11 protein-coding genes are annotated in these 12,828 nt (G+C 67.0%); 6 read left to right on the top strand and 5 right to left on the bottom strand.

What is annotated here, in order from left to right:
* Window position 1: 1 nt before the first annotated feature.
* The 3 genes from G9408_RS14750 to tsaD all read right to left on the bottom strand — a co-directional run bounded on the left by G9408_RS14750 (window position 2) and on the right by tsaD (window position 3,637).
* Window positions 2-1,537, bottom strand: coding sequence for a lipopolysaccharide biosynthesis protein (locus G9408_RS14750; protein ID WP_168454721.1), 1,536 nt, complete (start codon window positions 1,535-1,537; stop codon window positions 2-4).
* Between the two features lie 76 nt (window positions 1,538-1,613).
* Window positions 1,614-2,606, bottom strand: a complete 993-nt coding sequence (locus G9408_RS14745) for an NAD(P)H-dependent glycerol-3-phosphate dehydrogenase (protein WP_137869786.1) — start codon at window positions 2,604-2,606, stop codon at window positions 1,614-1,616.
* A complete protein-coding gene (tsaD, locus tag G9408_RS14740) occupies window positions 2,603-3,637 on the bottom strand; it encodes a tRNA (adenosine(37)-N6)-threonylcarbamoyltransferase complex transferase subunit TsaD (protein WP_168454720.1) in 1,035 nt (344 codons plus the stop codon). Before tsaD ends, G9408_RS14745 begins: the two co-directional genes overlap by 4 nt.
* Window positions 3,638-3,700: 63 nt before the next feature.
* Between tsaD and hemC the strand changes: the two genes are divergently transcribed.
* From hemC to G9408_RS14715, 5 genes are read left to right on the top strand one after another with little or no spacing between them, the layout of a single operon-like run.
* The gene (gene hemC, locus G9408_RS14735) at window positions 3,701-4,648 is read left to right on the top strand and encodes a hydroxymethylbilane synthase (RefSeq protein WP_168454719.1); all 948 of its coding nucleotides are present in this window, start codon (window positions 3,701-3,703) and stop codon (window positions 4,646-4,648) included.
* The gene (locus tag G9408_RS14730; protein WP_168454718.1) at window positions 4,645-5,334 is read left to right on the top strand and encodes a uroporphyrinogen-III synthase; all 690 of its coding nucleotides are present in this window, start codon (window positions 4,645-4,647) and stop codon (window positions 5,332-5,334) included. The genes hemC and G9408_RS14730 overlap by 4 nt, the downstream gene beginning before the upstream one ends.
* 19 nt (window positions 5,335-5,353) lie before the next feature.
* Window positions 5,354-6,259: a mitofilin family membrane protein gene (locus G9408_RS14725; RefSeq protein WP_168454717.1), complete on the top strand. Its 906-nt coding sequence runs from the start codon at window positions 5,354-5,356 to the stop codon at window positions 6,257-6,259.
* A 47-nt stretch (window positions 6,260-6,306) separates the two neighbouring features.
* Entirely contained in the window at window positions 6,307-7,512 is a 1,206-nt protein-coding gene (locus G9408_RS14720) for an acyl-CoA dehydrogenase (RefSeq protein WP_168454716.1), read from the top strand.
* On the top strand, window positions 7,505-8,635 hold the full coding sequence (locus tag G9408_RS14715; protein WP_168454715.1) for a CaiB/BaiF CoA transferase family protein: 1,131 nt from the start codon (window positions 7,505-7,507) through the stop codon (window positions 8,633-8,635). The genes G9408_RS14720 and G9408_RS14715 overlap by 8 nt, the downstream gene beginning before the upstream one ends.
* Window positions 8,636-8,876: 241 nt before the next feature.
* Here G9408_RS14715 and G9408_RS14710 read toward each other — a convergent pair whose 3' ends face one another.
* Complete coding sequence (locus G9408_RS14710) at window positions 8,877-11,240, bottom strand: TonB-dependent receptor (protein ID WP_168454714.1); 2,364 nt, start codon at window positions 11,238-11,240, stop codon at window positions 8,877-8,879.
* A gap of 204 nt (window positions 11,241-11,444) precedes the next feature.
* On the opposite strand from G9408_RS14710, the gene G9408_RS14705 reads away from it, so the two are divergent.
* Window positions 11,445-12,080 (top strand): TetR/AcrR family transcriptional regulator, encoded by a 636-nt coding sequence (locus G9408_RS14705; protein WP_168454713.1) that lies wholly within the window; start codon window positions 11,445-11,447, stop codon window positions 12,078-12,080.
* Between the two features lie 46 nt (window positions 12,081-12,126).
* On the opposite strand, the gene G9408_RS14700 is transcribed toward G9408_RS14705, so the two are convergent.
* Window positions 12,127-12,738: a DUF4274 domain-containing protein gene (locus tag G9408_RS14700; RefSeq protein WP_168454712.1), complete on the bottom strand. Its 612-nt coding sequence runs from the start codon at window positions 12,736-12,738 to the stop codon at window positions 12,127-12,129.
* Between the last annotated feature and the right edge of the window lie 90 nt (window positions 12,739-12,828).

The following is a 12,828-nucleotide window of genomic DNA, read 5'->3' as shown; positions in this document are numbered from 1 at the left end:
GCTAGGTGGCGGCGGGCTCTGACCCCGCCGCCTCAGGGTGTTTCTTGAACAGCGCGCGGTCGGCGGGGCCGAAGCCGCGGGTCCAGATCAGCCATGAATAGATGCCGAGGATCACCGGCACGCCGATCAGCAGTTCGGCCCATTCGGGCAGCTGCGTCGCGCCCCAGCCCAGAATCGCGGCGCCCGCGGTGGCCCACACCAGCGCCCAGCGCAGGCTGTTGACAGGTGCGCCAAGGACGCGCGCGAGCAGCCGGGCCTTGACCACCGAAGCAAAGCCCAGCGCGAGCATCAGCGCGAGCGCGACCGCGGCGGCGTAGGTGATCGGGGGCAGGCCCATCGACTGTGCGACCAGGATCAGCGTGACGCTGAGCACCGCCTGCAACGCCAGCGTCGCGATGCTGATCAAAAGGTTACGGTGGCGCGCGACATAGACCAGCGCGGCTTCGCTGACGACCGCGGTCGCGGCAACGACTTCGGCGGCGAGCAGGAAGGCGAGCGCGGCGGTGCCGCTGACGAATTCGGGGCCGACGAGGCCCATGACGGCCTCACCCGGGATGCCAAGCGCGAGCGCCACCCCGGCCTGCGCAGCGATGATCCAGAAACCGACCTGGCTGACCTGTGCCGCCACGGCGGCAAGCTTTTTTTCGGCAAGATTGCGGGTGATCACCGGGCCAAGGATCGGCTCGAAGCTGGTTTTCAGCTTTTGCGGCAGCGATGCAACCTGCTGCGCCATGTAATAGATGCCGTAGATGGTCGGCGAGGTGAACTGGCCGAGGATGAACAGGTCGAGGCGGCGCGTGCCCCATTCGATCGCATCGGCGGCGGCGAGCGGCGCGTTGCGCCGCGCAACTGCGATCAGCGTGGCCGGATGCGGTTGCCAGCCGCGCGGCCCGCCATAGTGGCGCAGCATCGGGATCAGCGCCGTCAGGAACGCCCCGACCATCGCGGCGGCGTAGGATAGCATCAACCCGTCGCGGACCGATACGAACCAGAATCCCGCCGCTGCGGCGCTGATCACCCAGGGTTCGACGATCGCGCGCGCGCGCACCGTTGTGCCGATGTCAAAGCGATAGGCGCAGGCGGCGAGTGCGATGTCAGTTCCCGCAATCGCGAAGACGAGCAATGCCATCCAGCGATCGCTGCCGCCGACATCGCCGGCGGGAAACATGAGCTGCGGGAGCAGGAATAGCAGCGCCGACCCCGCCGCCGACGCGAGAAAGGCGACGAACATGCCGTCCCAGACGACCGTGCGATGATCGGCGCCGGGAACGCTGAGCTGTTCGGCGAGCCCGCGCTTCAGGCCGAGGGTCGCGAGCTGAGCGACCAGCTCGATGACGAGCACGGCAAAGGCGAAGCGCCCAACGGCTTCGGGGCCGTACCAGCGCCCCGCGACATAGAGGAAAGGCAGGCGCGCGACCAAGCGCAGGATGAAGCCGAAGAAGTTGGTGCGCCCGCCCTTGGCAAGCGCGGCGGTGTCGGCATCGCCCGATGGGGCTGCGGCCGATGCGGGCGCGGCTGCGCTATCCGTCTGGCTCAAGCCCGCCGCCCCTTCTGCTGATCCCCGGCGCGCAGTCTAGCGCGGTGCGGGGGCGCAGGCAAATCCGTACACTCGATCACCGGCCCTCGGATCGCAGCGGGCGGCTGAGCAGGGCGTGAATGGCATCGGCGACGCGCGTTTCACCCGCGACCAGCCGCGCGACGGTGTCGCAGATTGGCATGTCGATACCGTCGGCGCGCGCCGCGGCGGCGACGACCGGGGCGCTGAATGCGCCCTCTGCGACGGTGCGGCGGTCGGCCATCAGCGTGGCGGCATCCTCGCCGCGTCCGAGCCCCTGGCCGAGCGCGAAGTTGCGCGAATTGGACGAGGTGCAGGTGAGGACGAGGTCGCCGAGCCCGGCGAGCCCCGCGAGCGTTTCAGCCTGCGCGCCGCGCGCGAGGCCGAAGCGCGTCATTTCGGCAAAGCCGCGGCTGATCAACGCAGCGCGCGCGTTGAGCCCGAGCCCGGCGCCGTCGACGATACCGCAGGCGATGGCGAGGATATTCTTGATCGCGCCGCCAATTTCGGCACCGATGACGTCGGTCGACACATAGGGGCGGAAATGCGGGCGCGCGATCGCTCCGGCAATCGCGGCGGCGAGGTCGGGATCGGCGGCGGCGAGGGTGATGGCGGTCGGCAGCCCGGCGGCGACTTCGTTGGCAAAGGTTGGCCCCGACAGCACCGCGTGCGGACGCTGCGGCGCGAGGTCGCGCGCCATGTCGATCGGGAAGGCAAAGCTGCCCGCCTCCATCCCCTTGCTGCAAAAGATAAGCGGCGCGTCGCCCGCGGGCAGATCGGCGAGCACGGCGCGCAGGAATGGCACCGGTACGACGATGAGTAGCGCGTCAAGCTCAGCCATGTCGACGAGGGAGCCGGTCGCGGTCAGCGAGGCCGACAGCGCGGCGCCAGGCAGGAAGCCCGGGTTGCGATGCTCGGCATTGATCGCTGTCACGACCTCGGCTTCGCGCGCCCACAGGCGCACCGGGGCACCGTCAGCGGCGAGCAGCTGGGCGAGCGCCGTTCCCCAGGCGCCGCCACCAACGACGCCGAAATTCTTGTATGACGTCATGCTTTCACTCCGGCGCCGCGCACGGTTTCTGCGGCCGGATCGAGCGGCCAGCGCGGGCGGGCGGCGACCGAGAGGTCATCGAACAGGCCCGCGGCGAAGCGCTCGGCCCCCGCCCAGGCGATCATCGCGCCATTGTCGGTGCACAGCCACAGCGGCGGCGCCACAAAGGGGCGATCGAAGCGCGCGGCGAGATCGGTCAGCGCGGTGCGGATCGCGCCATTGGCGGCGACTCCGCCCGCGACGACGAACGCGGTCGCGCCGGGACAGGCGGTGAGCGCAATGCGGCTGCGGTCGACAAGGCAGTCGACGACCGCCTGCTGGAACGAGGCGGCGAGGTCGGCGACGCTGTGCGCGCCGCTGGCGGCGGCACGCGCGACCGCGCTTTTGAGCCCAGCAAAAGAGAAATGCGGCTCGGCGCTGCCGACGAGCGGGCGCGGCAGTGGCACCGCATGGGGGTTTCCCTCGCGCGCGATGCGCTCGACTGCCGGGCCGCCCGGATAACCGAGGCCGAGCAGTTTGGCGGTCTTGTCGAATGCTTCGCCTGCGGCGTCGTCGATCGTGGTGGCGAGGCGGCGATAGTCGCCGACTCCCTTAACGAGCAGCAATTGGCAATGGCCGCCCGAGACGAGCAGCAGCAGATAGGGGAATTTCAGATCGGGGTCGGCGAGGCGCGGGCTCAGCGCATGGCCTTCAAGGTGATTGACCGCGATCAGCGGCTTGCCTGCGGCGTGGGCAAGCGCCTTACCGGTGACCAGTCCGACCATCACCCCGCCGATCAGCCCCGGTCCGGCGGTCGCGGCGATGGCATCGACATCGGCGAGCGACACGCCCGCATCGCCCAGCACGCCTGCGACGATCGGCGCGAGCCGGTCGACATGCGCGCGCGCGGCAATTTCGGGAACGACGCCGCCGAACGGGCCGTGCTCGGCCTCTTGCCCCGCGACCCGATGCGCCAAAATGCGCCGGTCGCTGTCGACGAGCGCTGCCGCGGTTTCGTCGCAGCTCGATTCAAGGCCGAGGATCAGAGTCATTATCTTGCGCGTTCCTTTACCCGCCCCTTTATCGGCAGGGCAAGCCGCGCTAGCAGCTTTGCGATGATCGACCTTCCGACCCCCGAAAACCCGCTTCGCATCGGTACCCGCGCATCGCCGCTGGCGATGGCGCAGGCGCATATGACGGTTGCGGCGCTAATCGTGGCGCACGGCCTTGCGCCCGAGGCGCTCACCATCGTGCCGATGACCGCCACCGGCGACCGGATCCAGGACCGTGCGCTGGCCGAGGTGGGCGGCAAGGAACTTTGGACGCGCGAGCTCGACGCGGCGCTTGATGCCAAGGTGATCGATATTGCGGTCCATTCGCTGAAAGACGTCGAAACCATCCGCGATGCGCGCTTTGCCCTCGGCGCGATGCTCGAACGCGCCGATCCGCGCGACCGGCTGGTCGTGCGCGAAGGGATGGCGGCAACGACGATCGCCGATCTGCCGCACGGCGCGCGGCTAGGCACGAGCAGTCCGCGCCGCGCGGCGCAGGTCCGGCGAATCCGGCCCGATCTGGAGCCTGTGCTGCTGCGCGGCAACGTCGCGACGCGGCTGGCGAAGCTCGCGGCGGGCGAGGCCGACGCAACCTTGCTCGCGGCGGCGGGGCTCGACCGGCTGGGGATGCACGCGGTCGGCACGGCGCAGGACATCGCGGTGCTCCTCCCGGCGGCATCGCAGGGCGCGATCGGGGTCGAATGCCGCGCCGCCGATGGTGATACGCTGGCCTTGCTCCTGGCGATCGACCATGCGCCGACCCATCGCGCGGTCGCGGCAGAGCGCAGCTTTCTGGCGGCGCTGGGCGGCGATTGTCGCTCGCCGGTTGCCGCGCATGCGCATTGGCGCGATGACGGCATGTTGCAAATGGACGCCGAAATTTACTCCGACGACGGCGCCGATCATGCCGCGGGGCATGCGCTGATCGATCATGACGATGCGGCAGCGGCGCTGGCGCGGCGATTGCTCGACGACGCTCCCGATACGGTGCGGCGGCTGTTCGCCGCATGAGCGGCGGCCTGCCGCTCGTCGTCACCCGCCCCGAACCGGGCAACAGCGCCACGATCGCGCGCGCCGCCGCGCTTGGCCTCGACGCGCGTGCGATGCCTCTGTTTGCCGCGCACCCGATCGACTGGGCGCTCCCGGCGCCTGCCAACTACGACGCGCTGCTGCTGACCAGCGCACAAGCGGTGCGGCTTGCGGGCGCGCAGCTTGCCGAGCTGGCGGCGCTGCCCGTGCACGCGGTGGGAGAGGCAACCGCCGACGCGGCGCGGGCGGCGGGGTTGACCGTGGTGCAGACCGGCACGGCCGATGGCCAGGCTTTGCTTGACGCCATGGCGTCCGAAAAAATCGCCCGGATATTATGGCTTTGCGGCCGCGAACGGTCCGAATTCGATCCGCGTGGTGCGCTGCTGGACCCGCGCGCCTGCTATGGTGTCGAGCCGGCAGAACCGCCGGGCGACTGGGCCGAGGTCATCGCCGCGCCTGCCGTGCTGCTCGCCCATTCTGTGCGCGCGGCGCGGCGGATCGGCGACCTCGTCGGCGCATCGCGCGCGCATCTGGCGCTCGTCGCGATCAGCCCTGCCGTCGCCGCGGCGGCGGGCGCGGGATGGGGCGAACGGGTCGCGGCGCCAGCGCCCACCGACGCGGCAATGTTGGCACTGGCGCATGCTTTGTGCCACAAGGGCGGAAAATAGGGTCGTTCGAAAGAGACATATGGCAATCGATAGCATCGACACCCCCTCGCCTGCGGTCGAGGCGGTCCCGGCCAGGGGACCATCGTTTCGGCTGCTCGCCATCGCTGCCCTGCTCCTGCTGCTGATCGGTATTGCCGGAGGGGGCTGGGCGGTGAATCGCTGGCTGACCACTACCGACACCGCCCCTGCGGCGAACGTCATCGCGCCGCCAGCGGTTCGCGATATGGCCGATCCGGTGCGGATCGCCGATGCGGTGCCGAAGGGCGCGCCGCTGGTCGTCGCGCCCGTCGATGGCGCCAATGCGCTGGCGGCGCGCGTGGCGGAGCTCGAACAGCGGCTGTCGCGGATTACGCTGGAGGCCGAATCGGCGTCGGGCAACGCATCGCGGTCGGAAGGATTGCTCGTCGCCTTTGCGGTGCGCCGCGCGCTCGATCGCGGCCTGTCGCTCGGCTATCTCGACGCGCAATTGCGGCTGCGTTTCGGCGACGACCAGCCCAATGCGGTCAAGACGATCATCGAAACGTCGCGCGATCCGGTGACGCTCGAACAATTGCGCGCCGAACTCGACACGCTGGCGCCGCAGCTCGTCGGGCGAGGCGGTGATGACAGTGGCAGCCTGTGGACCGGCTTTCGCCGCGAGCTGAGCGAATTGTTCGTCGTCCGCGCGGCGGGAACGCAGTCGCCGCGCGCTTCCGAACGCCTCGATCGCGCCCGACGTTATCTGGGGGCTGGGCAGGCCGATCTGGCGATTGCCGAGGTCGAGGCGCTGCCGGGGGCCGCCGCGGCCAATGACTGGCTGATCGATGCGCGGCGCTATCATGAGGCGCGGCGTGCGCTTGACCTGATCGAGACCGCCGCGATATTGGAGCCGCGCGACAGTCCCGCTGCCGCAATCGCCCGCAGCACCGCGGCCCCGACCCCCTAGCGCGCGTCCCGAAAGGGCTGCTCGCCATATAGAGAAAGCCCCTTTCCATGGCCCTCGCCGATCCGCAGCGCATCGAAGCGCTCGACCCGCTCGACCCGCTTCAGCTTGACGCCGAACTCAGCGAAGAGGAGCGGATGGTCCGCGACACCGCGCGCGCCTATGCCACCGATGCGTTGCTGCCGCGCGTCACCTCGGCGTTTCTCGACGAGCGCTTCGACCGCGAGATCATGTCGGAAATGGGCGCGCTCGGCCTGCTCGGCGCGACGATCGACCCCGAATATGGCGGCGCCGGGCTGAACTATGTCAGCTACGGGCTGATCGCGCGCGAAGTCGAGCGCATCGATTCGGGCTATCGTTCGGCCTGTTCGGTGCAGAGCAGCCTCGTGATTCACCCGATCAACGCCTATGGCAGCGAGGAGCAGAAGCGCAAATATCTGCCCGGGCTGATCTCGGGCGAGCTGGTCGGCTGTTTCGGGCTGACCGAACCCGACGCGGGCAGCGACCCCGGCGGCATGCGCACCCGCGCCGAAAAGATCGAGGGCGGCTACCGCCTCAAGGGCGCCAAGATGTGGATCACCAACTCGCCGATCGCCGATGTCTTCGTCGTGTGGGCGAAATCGGAAGCGCATGGCGGCGCGATCCGCGGATTCATTCTCGAAAGGGGCATGAAAGGCCTCTCGGCGCCGAAGATCGAGGGCAAGGTGTCCTTGCGCGCTTCGGTCACCGGCGAAATCGTGATGGACAGCGTCGAGGTCGGTGAAGACGCGCTGCTGCCGAATGTGTCGGGGCTCAAAGGTCCCTTCGGCTGCCTCAACCGGGCGCGCTACGGCATTGGCTGGGGCGCGATGGGTGCGGCGGAATTCTGCTACGAAGCGGCGCGGGGTTACACGCTCGAACGCCAGCAGTTCGGGCGGCCGCTCGCGGCGAACCAGATCGTCCAGCTGAAGCTCGCCAATATGCTCACCGAAATCACGCTCGGGCTGCACGCGGCGCTGCGTGTCGGGCGATTGATCGACGAAGGGCGCCTGATTCCCGATGCGATCAGCTTCCTGAAGCGCAACAATTGCGGCAAGGCGCTCGATATCGCCCGCGTCGCGCGCGACATGCACGGCGGCAACGGGATTTCGGCCGACTATCATGTCATCCGCCACGCGGTGAACCTGGAAACGGTGAACACCTATGAAGGGACGCACGACGTCCATGCGCTGATCCTGGGCCGCGCGATCACCGGCATCTCCGCCTTTGGTGGCTGACAGCGCGAAACCGCTCGCAGGCATCCGCGTCGTCGAACTGGCGCGGGTGCTGGCGGGCCCGTGGTGCGGGCAATTGCTCGCCGATCTGGGCGCCGAGGTGATCAAGGTCGAGCGGCCGGGGGTTGGCGACGACACGCGGAGCTGGGGACCGCCCTTCATTATGGGCGAAGGCGGCGAAAATCTCGGCGCAGCTTATTATCACAGCACCAATCGCGGCAAATCGGGGGTGGCGATCGATATTGCCACCGGTGCGGGGCAGGCCGCGGTGCGCGACCTGATCGCCGATGCCGATGTCGTCATTGAAAACTACAAGGTCGGCGGGCTCGCCAAATATGGCCTCGACCCCGCGACGCTGATCGCCGCTTATCCGCGGCTGATCGTCTGTTCGATCACCGGGTTCGGTCAGACCGGCCCCTATGCCCACCGCGCGGGCTATGACTTCATCATTCAGGCGATGGGCGGCGCGATGGCGCTGACCGGCGAGCCCGACGGCGCGCCGCAAAAGGCGGGGATTGCCTATGCCGATATCTTTACCGGCATGTATTCGGCGGTCGCGATCCTGGCGGCGTTGCGCCGCCGTGACGTCAGCGGGACGGGCGCGCATATCGACATGGCGCTGCTCGATTGCCAGGTCGGGGTGCTCGCCAATCAGGCGGCCAATTATCTGGCGAGCGGCGCCGTGCCGCGCCGCATGGGCAACGGCCACGCCAATGTCGTCCCCTATCAGGCGTTCGCGACCGCCGATGGCCAACTGGTAATTGCAGTCGGCAACGACGGCCAGTTCCGTAAATTATGCGTGATTTTGGGCGAGGCGGGCTGGGCCGATGACGCGCGGTTCGCGACCAACGCCGCGCGGCTGGCAAATCGCAGCGCGCTGATCCCCCTGCTCGCGGCGAAGATCGCGGGCTGGGACGCGCAGCCGCTGGCCCTCGCGCTGGAGGAGCAGGGGGTTCCGGCAGGGCCGATCAACGATATGGCCGCGGTATTCGCCGACCCGCAAGTGACGGCGCGCGGGATGCGATTCCGGCCCGAGGGTGCTTTCGTCGATGGGCTGGCGAGTCCGATCGTCATCGACGGCGAGCGGATGGTGGCTGCGGGCGCGGCGCCGGAGCTAGGTCATTAGGGGAAGAGCTGCGGATGGTTGCACCAAGCTACAGCGTACCACGACCTCGTCATCCCGGCGAAGGCCGGGATCTCGCCGGTGCGGTAATGCGACAGGGTGAGATCCCGGCCTTCGCCGGGACGACGGAAAGGGAAACGTAAGCCCTCCATCTCACCGCCCGCATCGCCGCCGATCCATCACAACAACGAGAAAGGGGCGCCGCTTCGGACGCCCCTTTCCCCTTTAGCCGATCGCCGCTGGCTCAGAACTTGACCGTGCCGGTGACGAAAATCTGCCGCGGGTTGCCGTAAAAGGCGGTCAGCGTGCCTTCGGTGCCGAGCGCCGAGGTCGGCAGGCCGTTGCCGCCGAGGATCGGGGCGCCGGTCGTCGGGTTGACGTTGATGAAGGTATAGCCTGAGGTCTTATATTCCTTGTTCGTCAAATTCTTGCCGAACAGCCCGATGCTCCAGCGATCGTCGGGGGCGGTATAGACGACGCTCGCGTCGAGCAGCGCAAAACCCTTTTGATCGATGTAGGGGTTCGGGATTTCGAACTGATAGGTCTTGCTGCGGTACGACAGCGTGGTGCCAAAGCTGAGGTCGCCGTCGCCGATCGGGGTGGCGTAGGCGAGGGTGCCGCTGGCGGTCCATTTGGGGGTGTTCTGCACCTCGCGGAATTCGGCGACGTCGGTCGGGCGACCGCCGATGTTCGACACATATTCCTTATATTGCGCATCGATGTAGCCGAGCGCGGTCGACAGCGTCAGCCGGTCGCCCGCCGCGGCCAGATCCTCGCCCAGCCGGACCCGACCTTCGAATTCGACGCCCTTGAAGGTTGCCTTGCCGGCGTTCGACACGATGCCGCAGAAGCTGGGCAGGCCGCTGACGGTGCAGGCGACCGAGCCCGGGATCTGGACGTCGGTATAGTCGGCATAGAAGCCGGCGAGCGCGACATTGACCGCGCCGTCCATCAGACTGCCCTTGTAACCGACTTCATAGCTTTCGACCTTTTCGGGACGGAAGCTCAGGAAAGCGGCGATTTCGGCGTCGCTGCGGATGCCATTGCCATCGGTATCGGGGGCGTTGACGCCGACGCCGCGCGGATCGAAGCCGCCGCCCTTGAAGCCCTGCGAATAGCTGGCGTAGAGCGTATGGTCGGGGGTCGGCTTGAAGGTGAGTGAGGCGCGCGGGGTGAATTTCTTGAAGCTGCGCTTGCCGTCGAAATCGGTACCGGGGGCGCCAAAAGCGACTCCCGCCCCGCCAAACACCGGCGACCCGCCGCCGAGATAGTTCTGGCGCAGGATCGACGCTTCGCGCGTGTCCCAGGTGTAACGACCACCGAGCGACAGGCTGAGCTGGTCGCTGAAATCGAAGGTCGCGTCACCGAACACGGCATAGGTCGTGGTATCGACATCGGCCTCGGTAAAGGCGGTCAGCCCGGCGAGGGTGTTGAAGATGCGGACGTCGAACAGGGTGTCGGCGGTCGCGTCGAGATAGTAGAAGCCGAGCAGACCCTTCAGCCGGTCGCCTTCGTAGAGCAGCTGGAATTCCTGGCTGATCTGTTCGTTGAAGTAGAAGCCGGGAACGTCGACATCGACCGCGGGCAGCGCGTCGAAATCGATCGGGGTCGCCGATGTATCCTTGCGCCAGGCGCTGATCGACCGCAGCGTCACCGTGTCGGTCAATTCGGCGGTGACATTGAACGCCAGACCATAGGATTCGATCTCTTGCTTCGGATCGTTGAGGCCGCCGCGGCTATCGAACACATTGTCGAGCACCGGCGCGTTGGTGCGCAGCGAGGGGATCAGGCGGTGGCCGCCGCGCGGCGCGCTCTTGTCCTTGGTATAGTCGCCCGAAATGCGGATCAGCACCGGCGCGCCATAGCCGCCGAGTTCGACCGTGCCGCGCCCCGCCCAGACGTCCTTGTTGTAATTTTCAAGGCCGGTGGTGAGATTGTCGCCGAAGCCGCCGCGCGATAGCCGCGCGATCGAACCGCCGACGCGGACGATGTCGCCGATCGGGGCACTGGCGGTGACGACCAGGTCGGCCTGGTCATAGGTGCCGAGCGTGCCCTTGAGCTTGAGCGAAAATTCTTCTGGCAGCTGTTTGGTCACATATTTGACCGCGCCGCCGATGGTGTTGCGGCCATAGAGCGTGCCCTGCGGCCCGCGCAGGATTTCGATGCGTTCGACGTCATAGATGTCGAGCACCGCGGCCTGCGGACGATTGAGATAGACGTCGTCGAGATAGAGGCCGACCCCCTGTTCGAAACCCGACACCGGATCCTGCTGGCCGACGCCGCGGATGAAGGCGCTGAGCGTCGAATTGGTGCCGCGCGACACTTCGAGCGTGGTGTTCGGCGTCGTCTGCCCGACATCGGTGATGTCGATCGCGCCCGCCTTGGTCAGCGCCTCGCCCGAATAGGCGGTGATCGCGACCGGGACGTCGATCAGGCGTTCGTCGCGGCGGCGGGCGGTCACGATGATCTCGTCGTCTCCGGCGTCGGTGCTCGCCTCATCGGCGGGTGCGGCGGCCTCCTGGGCAAAGACGGCCGGGGTGAAGGCGAGCATGGACAGCGCGCTCGAAGCAAGGACGGCGCGGCGCAGCGGACGAGCGAAAGGACGCATGTAGGACTCTCCCATGTAAGGAGCGACCGCTTGCCGCCCCTGTCGTTTTTTTGGGCCCGGTGCTTGCCAAGCCGCGACGCACCCAATAATGAAACATGAACCAAGTTTCAACTTGGAATATGACTTCGTCGTTTTTTGCTTGCCAGTGGTGCGAAAAAGCCACGATGCAGCGGGGGGCGTGCGGAGGGGAGACGGAAGATAGCCATGGATCAGCCGCAAGACGCAGCACCGATCGCCGCGGGAGAGGCGCGCGACAAGACCCCGCGCACCGATCGCGGGCGCCGCACCTTGCGCAAACTGCTCGACGCCGCGGCGGTGGAATTTGGCGAGCGCGGCTTTCACGAAGCATCGATCAGCGGCATCACCCGCCGCGCCGGGACCGCGCTCGGCAGTTTTTACACCTATTTCGATTCGAAAGAGGAAATCTTCCAGGCGCTGGTCCGCTATATGAGCGAGCAGCTACGCGACCATGTCACGCCGCTGGTGCAGGCGGCGCCCGACGAGATCAGCGCCGAGCGCATCGGGCTTGAATCCTTCCTGGGGTTCGTGCGCGAGCATAAGGAAATCTACCGGATTATCGACGAGGCCGAGTTCGTCGATTACGCCAGCTACCGGCGTCACTATGAAACCACCGTTGCGCGCGTGCGCCAGCGGCTCGAGGATGGCGCGGCGCGCGGCGAGATTCGCGCCGACGTCGGCGAGATTCACGCCTGGGCGATCGGCGGGATGAACGTGTTTCTCGGCATGCGTTACGGCCTGTGGGACGCCGACGCCGACATTTCGGAAATCGCGCGGATCGCGAATGATTTTGTCGCCAACGGGCTGAAAAAGCGCGATTAGAACCGGTCGTGTAAAGTAGCGATACGCGATTCGGCCGGCGCGGAAGCTAGCGCCGAAGCCACGACGGCAACAGGTGCGACGTCGCCTTTTCGATCTGCTGGACGCGATCGATCAACGCGCGGGCCTTGGGGGTTTCCGCCGGAAGCTCGCAGAAAAATGAACGATGAAATGCGTCGGGGTATCGTGCGTAGAACGCCGCGTCATTCGCGACGGGATAGCCCGTGCGGTCGCGAATAAGGTCGGGGTGGACCCCAAATTTCGGCTTCTCCAGCTGCGCGGCCCGCGCGGCAAGGTCCACATAGTCCTTCTTTGTCCAAGTGTCGGGTGCATAAGCGATCTTCGATCGCGAATAACCGCCCTCGCCGATGCGCGTCGCGATATAGGCGCACATGTGTTTGTTGAGGTACGAAAAACCGTTTGGTTTGTCCGCCAACCGCGATCCGTCCGCGATCCAGTACCCCGGCTCGCCCTTCCAGAAAATCGTCAGGGCCGTCGCGACGTCGCATTCGGCGCGCCGAACGATCCAGTCGAGCAAATATAGCGGCTCGCTCCAGTTGAAATCCAACGCGACGCGATGCCAGTCATCGGGGTCCGTACGTTCAAGCCAGGCAATGTTCGCCGACAGGCAATCCCGCTCTTCGTCGCTCAAGTCATCCATTGCGGCAAGACCTTCCATAAAGTCGGTCGCCAATAACCAGACAATGTTAAGTTTCAGTGTTGTTGAAGCGTCGGGCCTTGATCTTGCCGG

Origin of the sequence: Sphingopyxis microcysteis (assembly GCF_012274265.1) — a bacterium.
Taxonomy (GTDB): domain Bacteria; phylum Pseudomonadota; class Alphaproteobacteria; order Sphingomonadales; family Sphingomonadaceae; genus Sphingopyxis; species Sphingopyxis microcysteis.
The sequence above is the reverse complement of the archived record's forward strand: the minus strand, read 5'-3'. Positions and strand labels throughout refer to the sequence as shown.

Bases quoted from the DNA above. Each gene is read 5' to 3' on its own strand.
- G9408_RS14745 (WP_137869786.1), bottom strand. From the start codon at position 2,606: ATGACGTCATACAAGAATTTCGGCGTCGTTGGTGGCGGCGCCTGGGGA.
- tsaD (WP_168454720.1), bottom strand. From the start codon at position 3,637: ATGACTCTGATCCTCGGCCTTGAATCGAGCTGCGACGAAACCGCGGCA.
- hemC (WP_168454719.1), top strand. From the start codon at position 3,701: ATGATCGACCTTCCGACCCCCGAAAACCCGCTTCGCATCGGTACCCGC.
- G9408_RS14730 (WP_168454718.1), top strand. From the start codon at position 4,645: ATGAGCGGCGGCCTGCCGCTCGTCGTCACCCGCCCCGAACCGGGCAAC.
- G9408_RS14725 (WP_168454717.1), top strand. From the start codon at position 5,354: ATGGCAATCGATAGCATCGACACCCCCTCGCCTGCGGTCGAGGCGGTC.
- G9408_RS14720 (WP_168454716.1), top strand. From the start codon at position 6,307: ATGGCCCTCGCCGATCCGCAGCGCATCGAAGCGCTCGACCCGCTCGAC.
- G9408_RS14710 (WP_168454714.1), bottom strand. From the start codon at position 11,240: ATGCGTCCTTTCGCTCGTCCGCTGCGCCGCGCCGTCCTTGCTTCGAGC.
- G9408_RS14705 (WP_168454713.1), top strand. From the start codon at position 11,445: ATGGATCAGCCGCAAGACGCAGCACCGATCGCCGCGGGAGAGGCGCGC.
- G9408_RS14700 (WP_168454712.1), bottom strand. From the start codon at position 12,738: ATGGATGACTTGAGCGACGAAGAGCGGGATTGCCTGTCGGCGAACATT.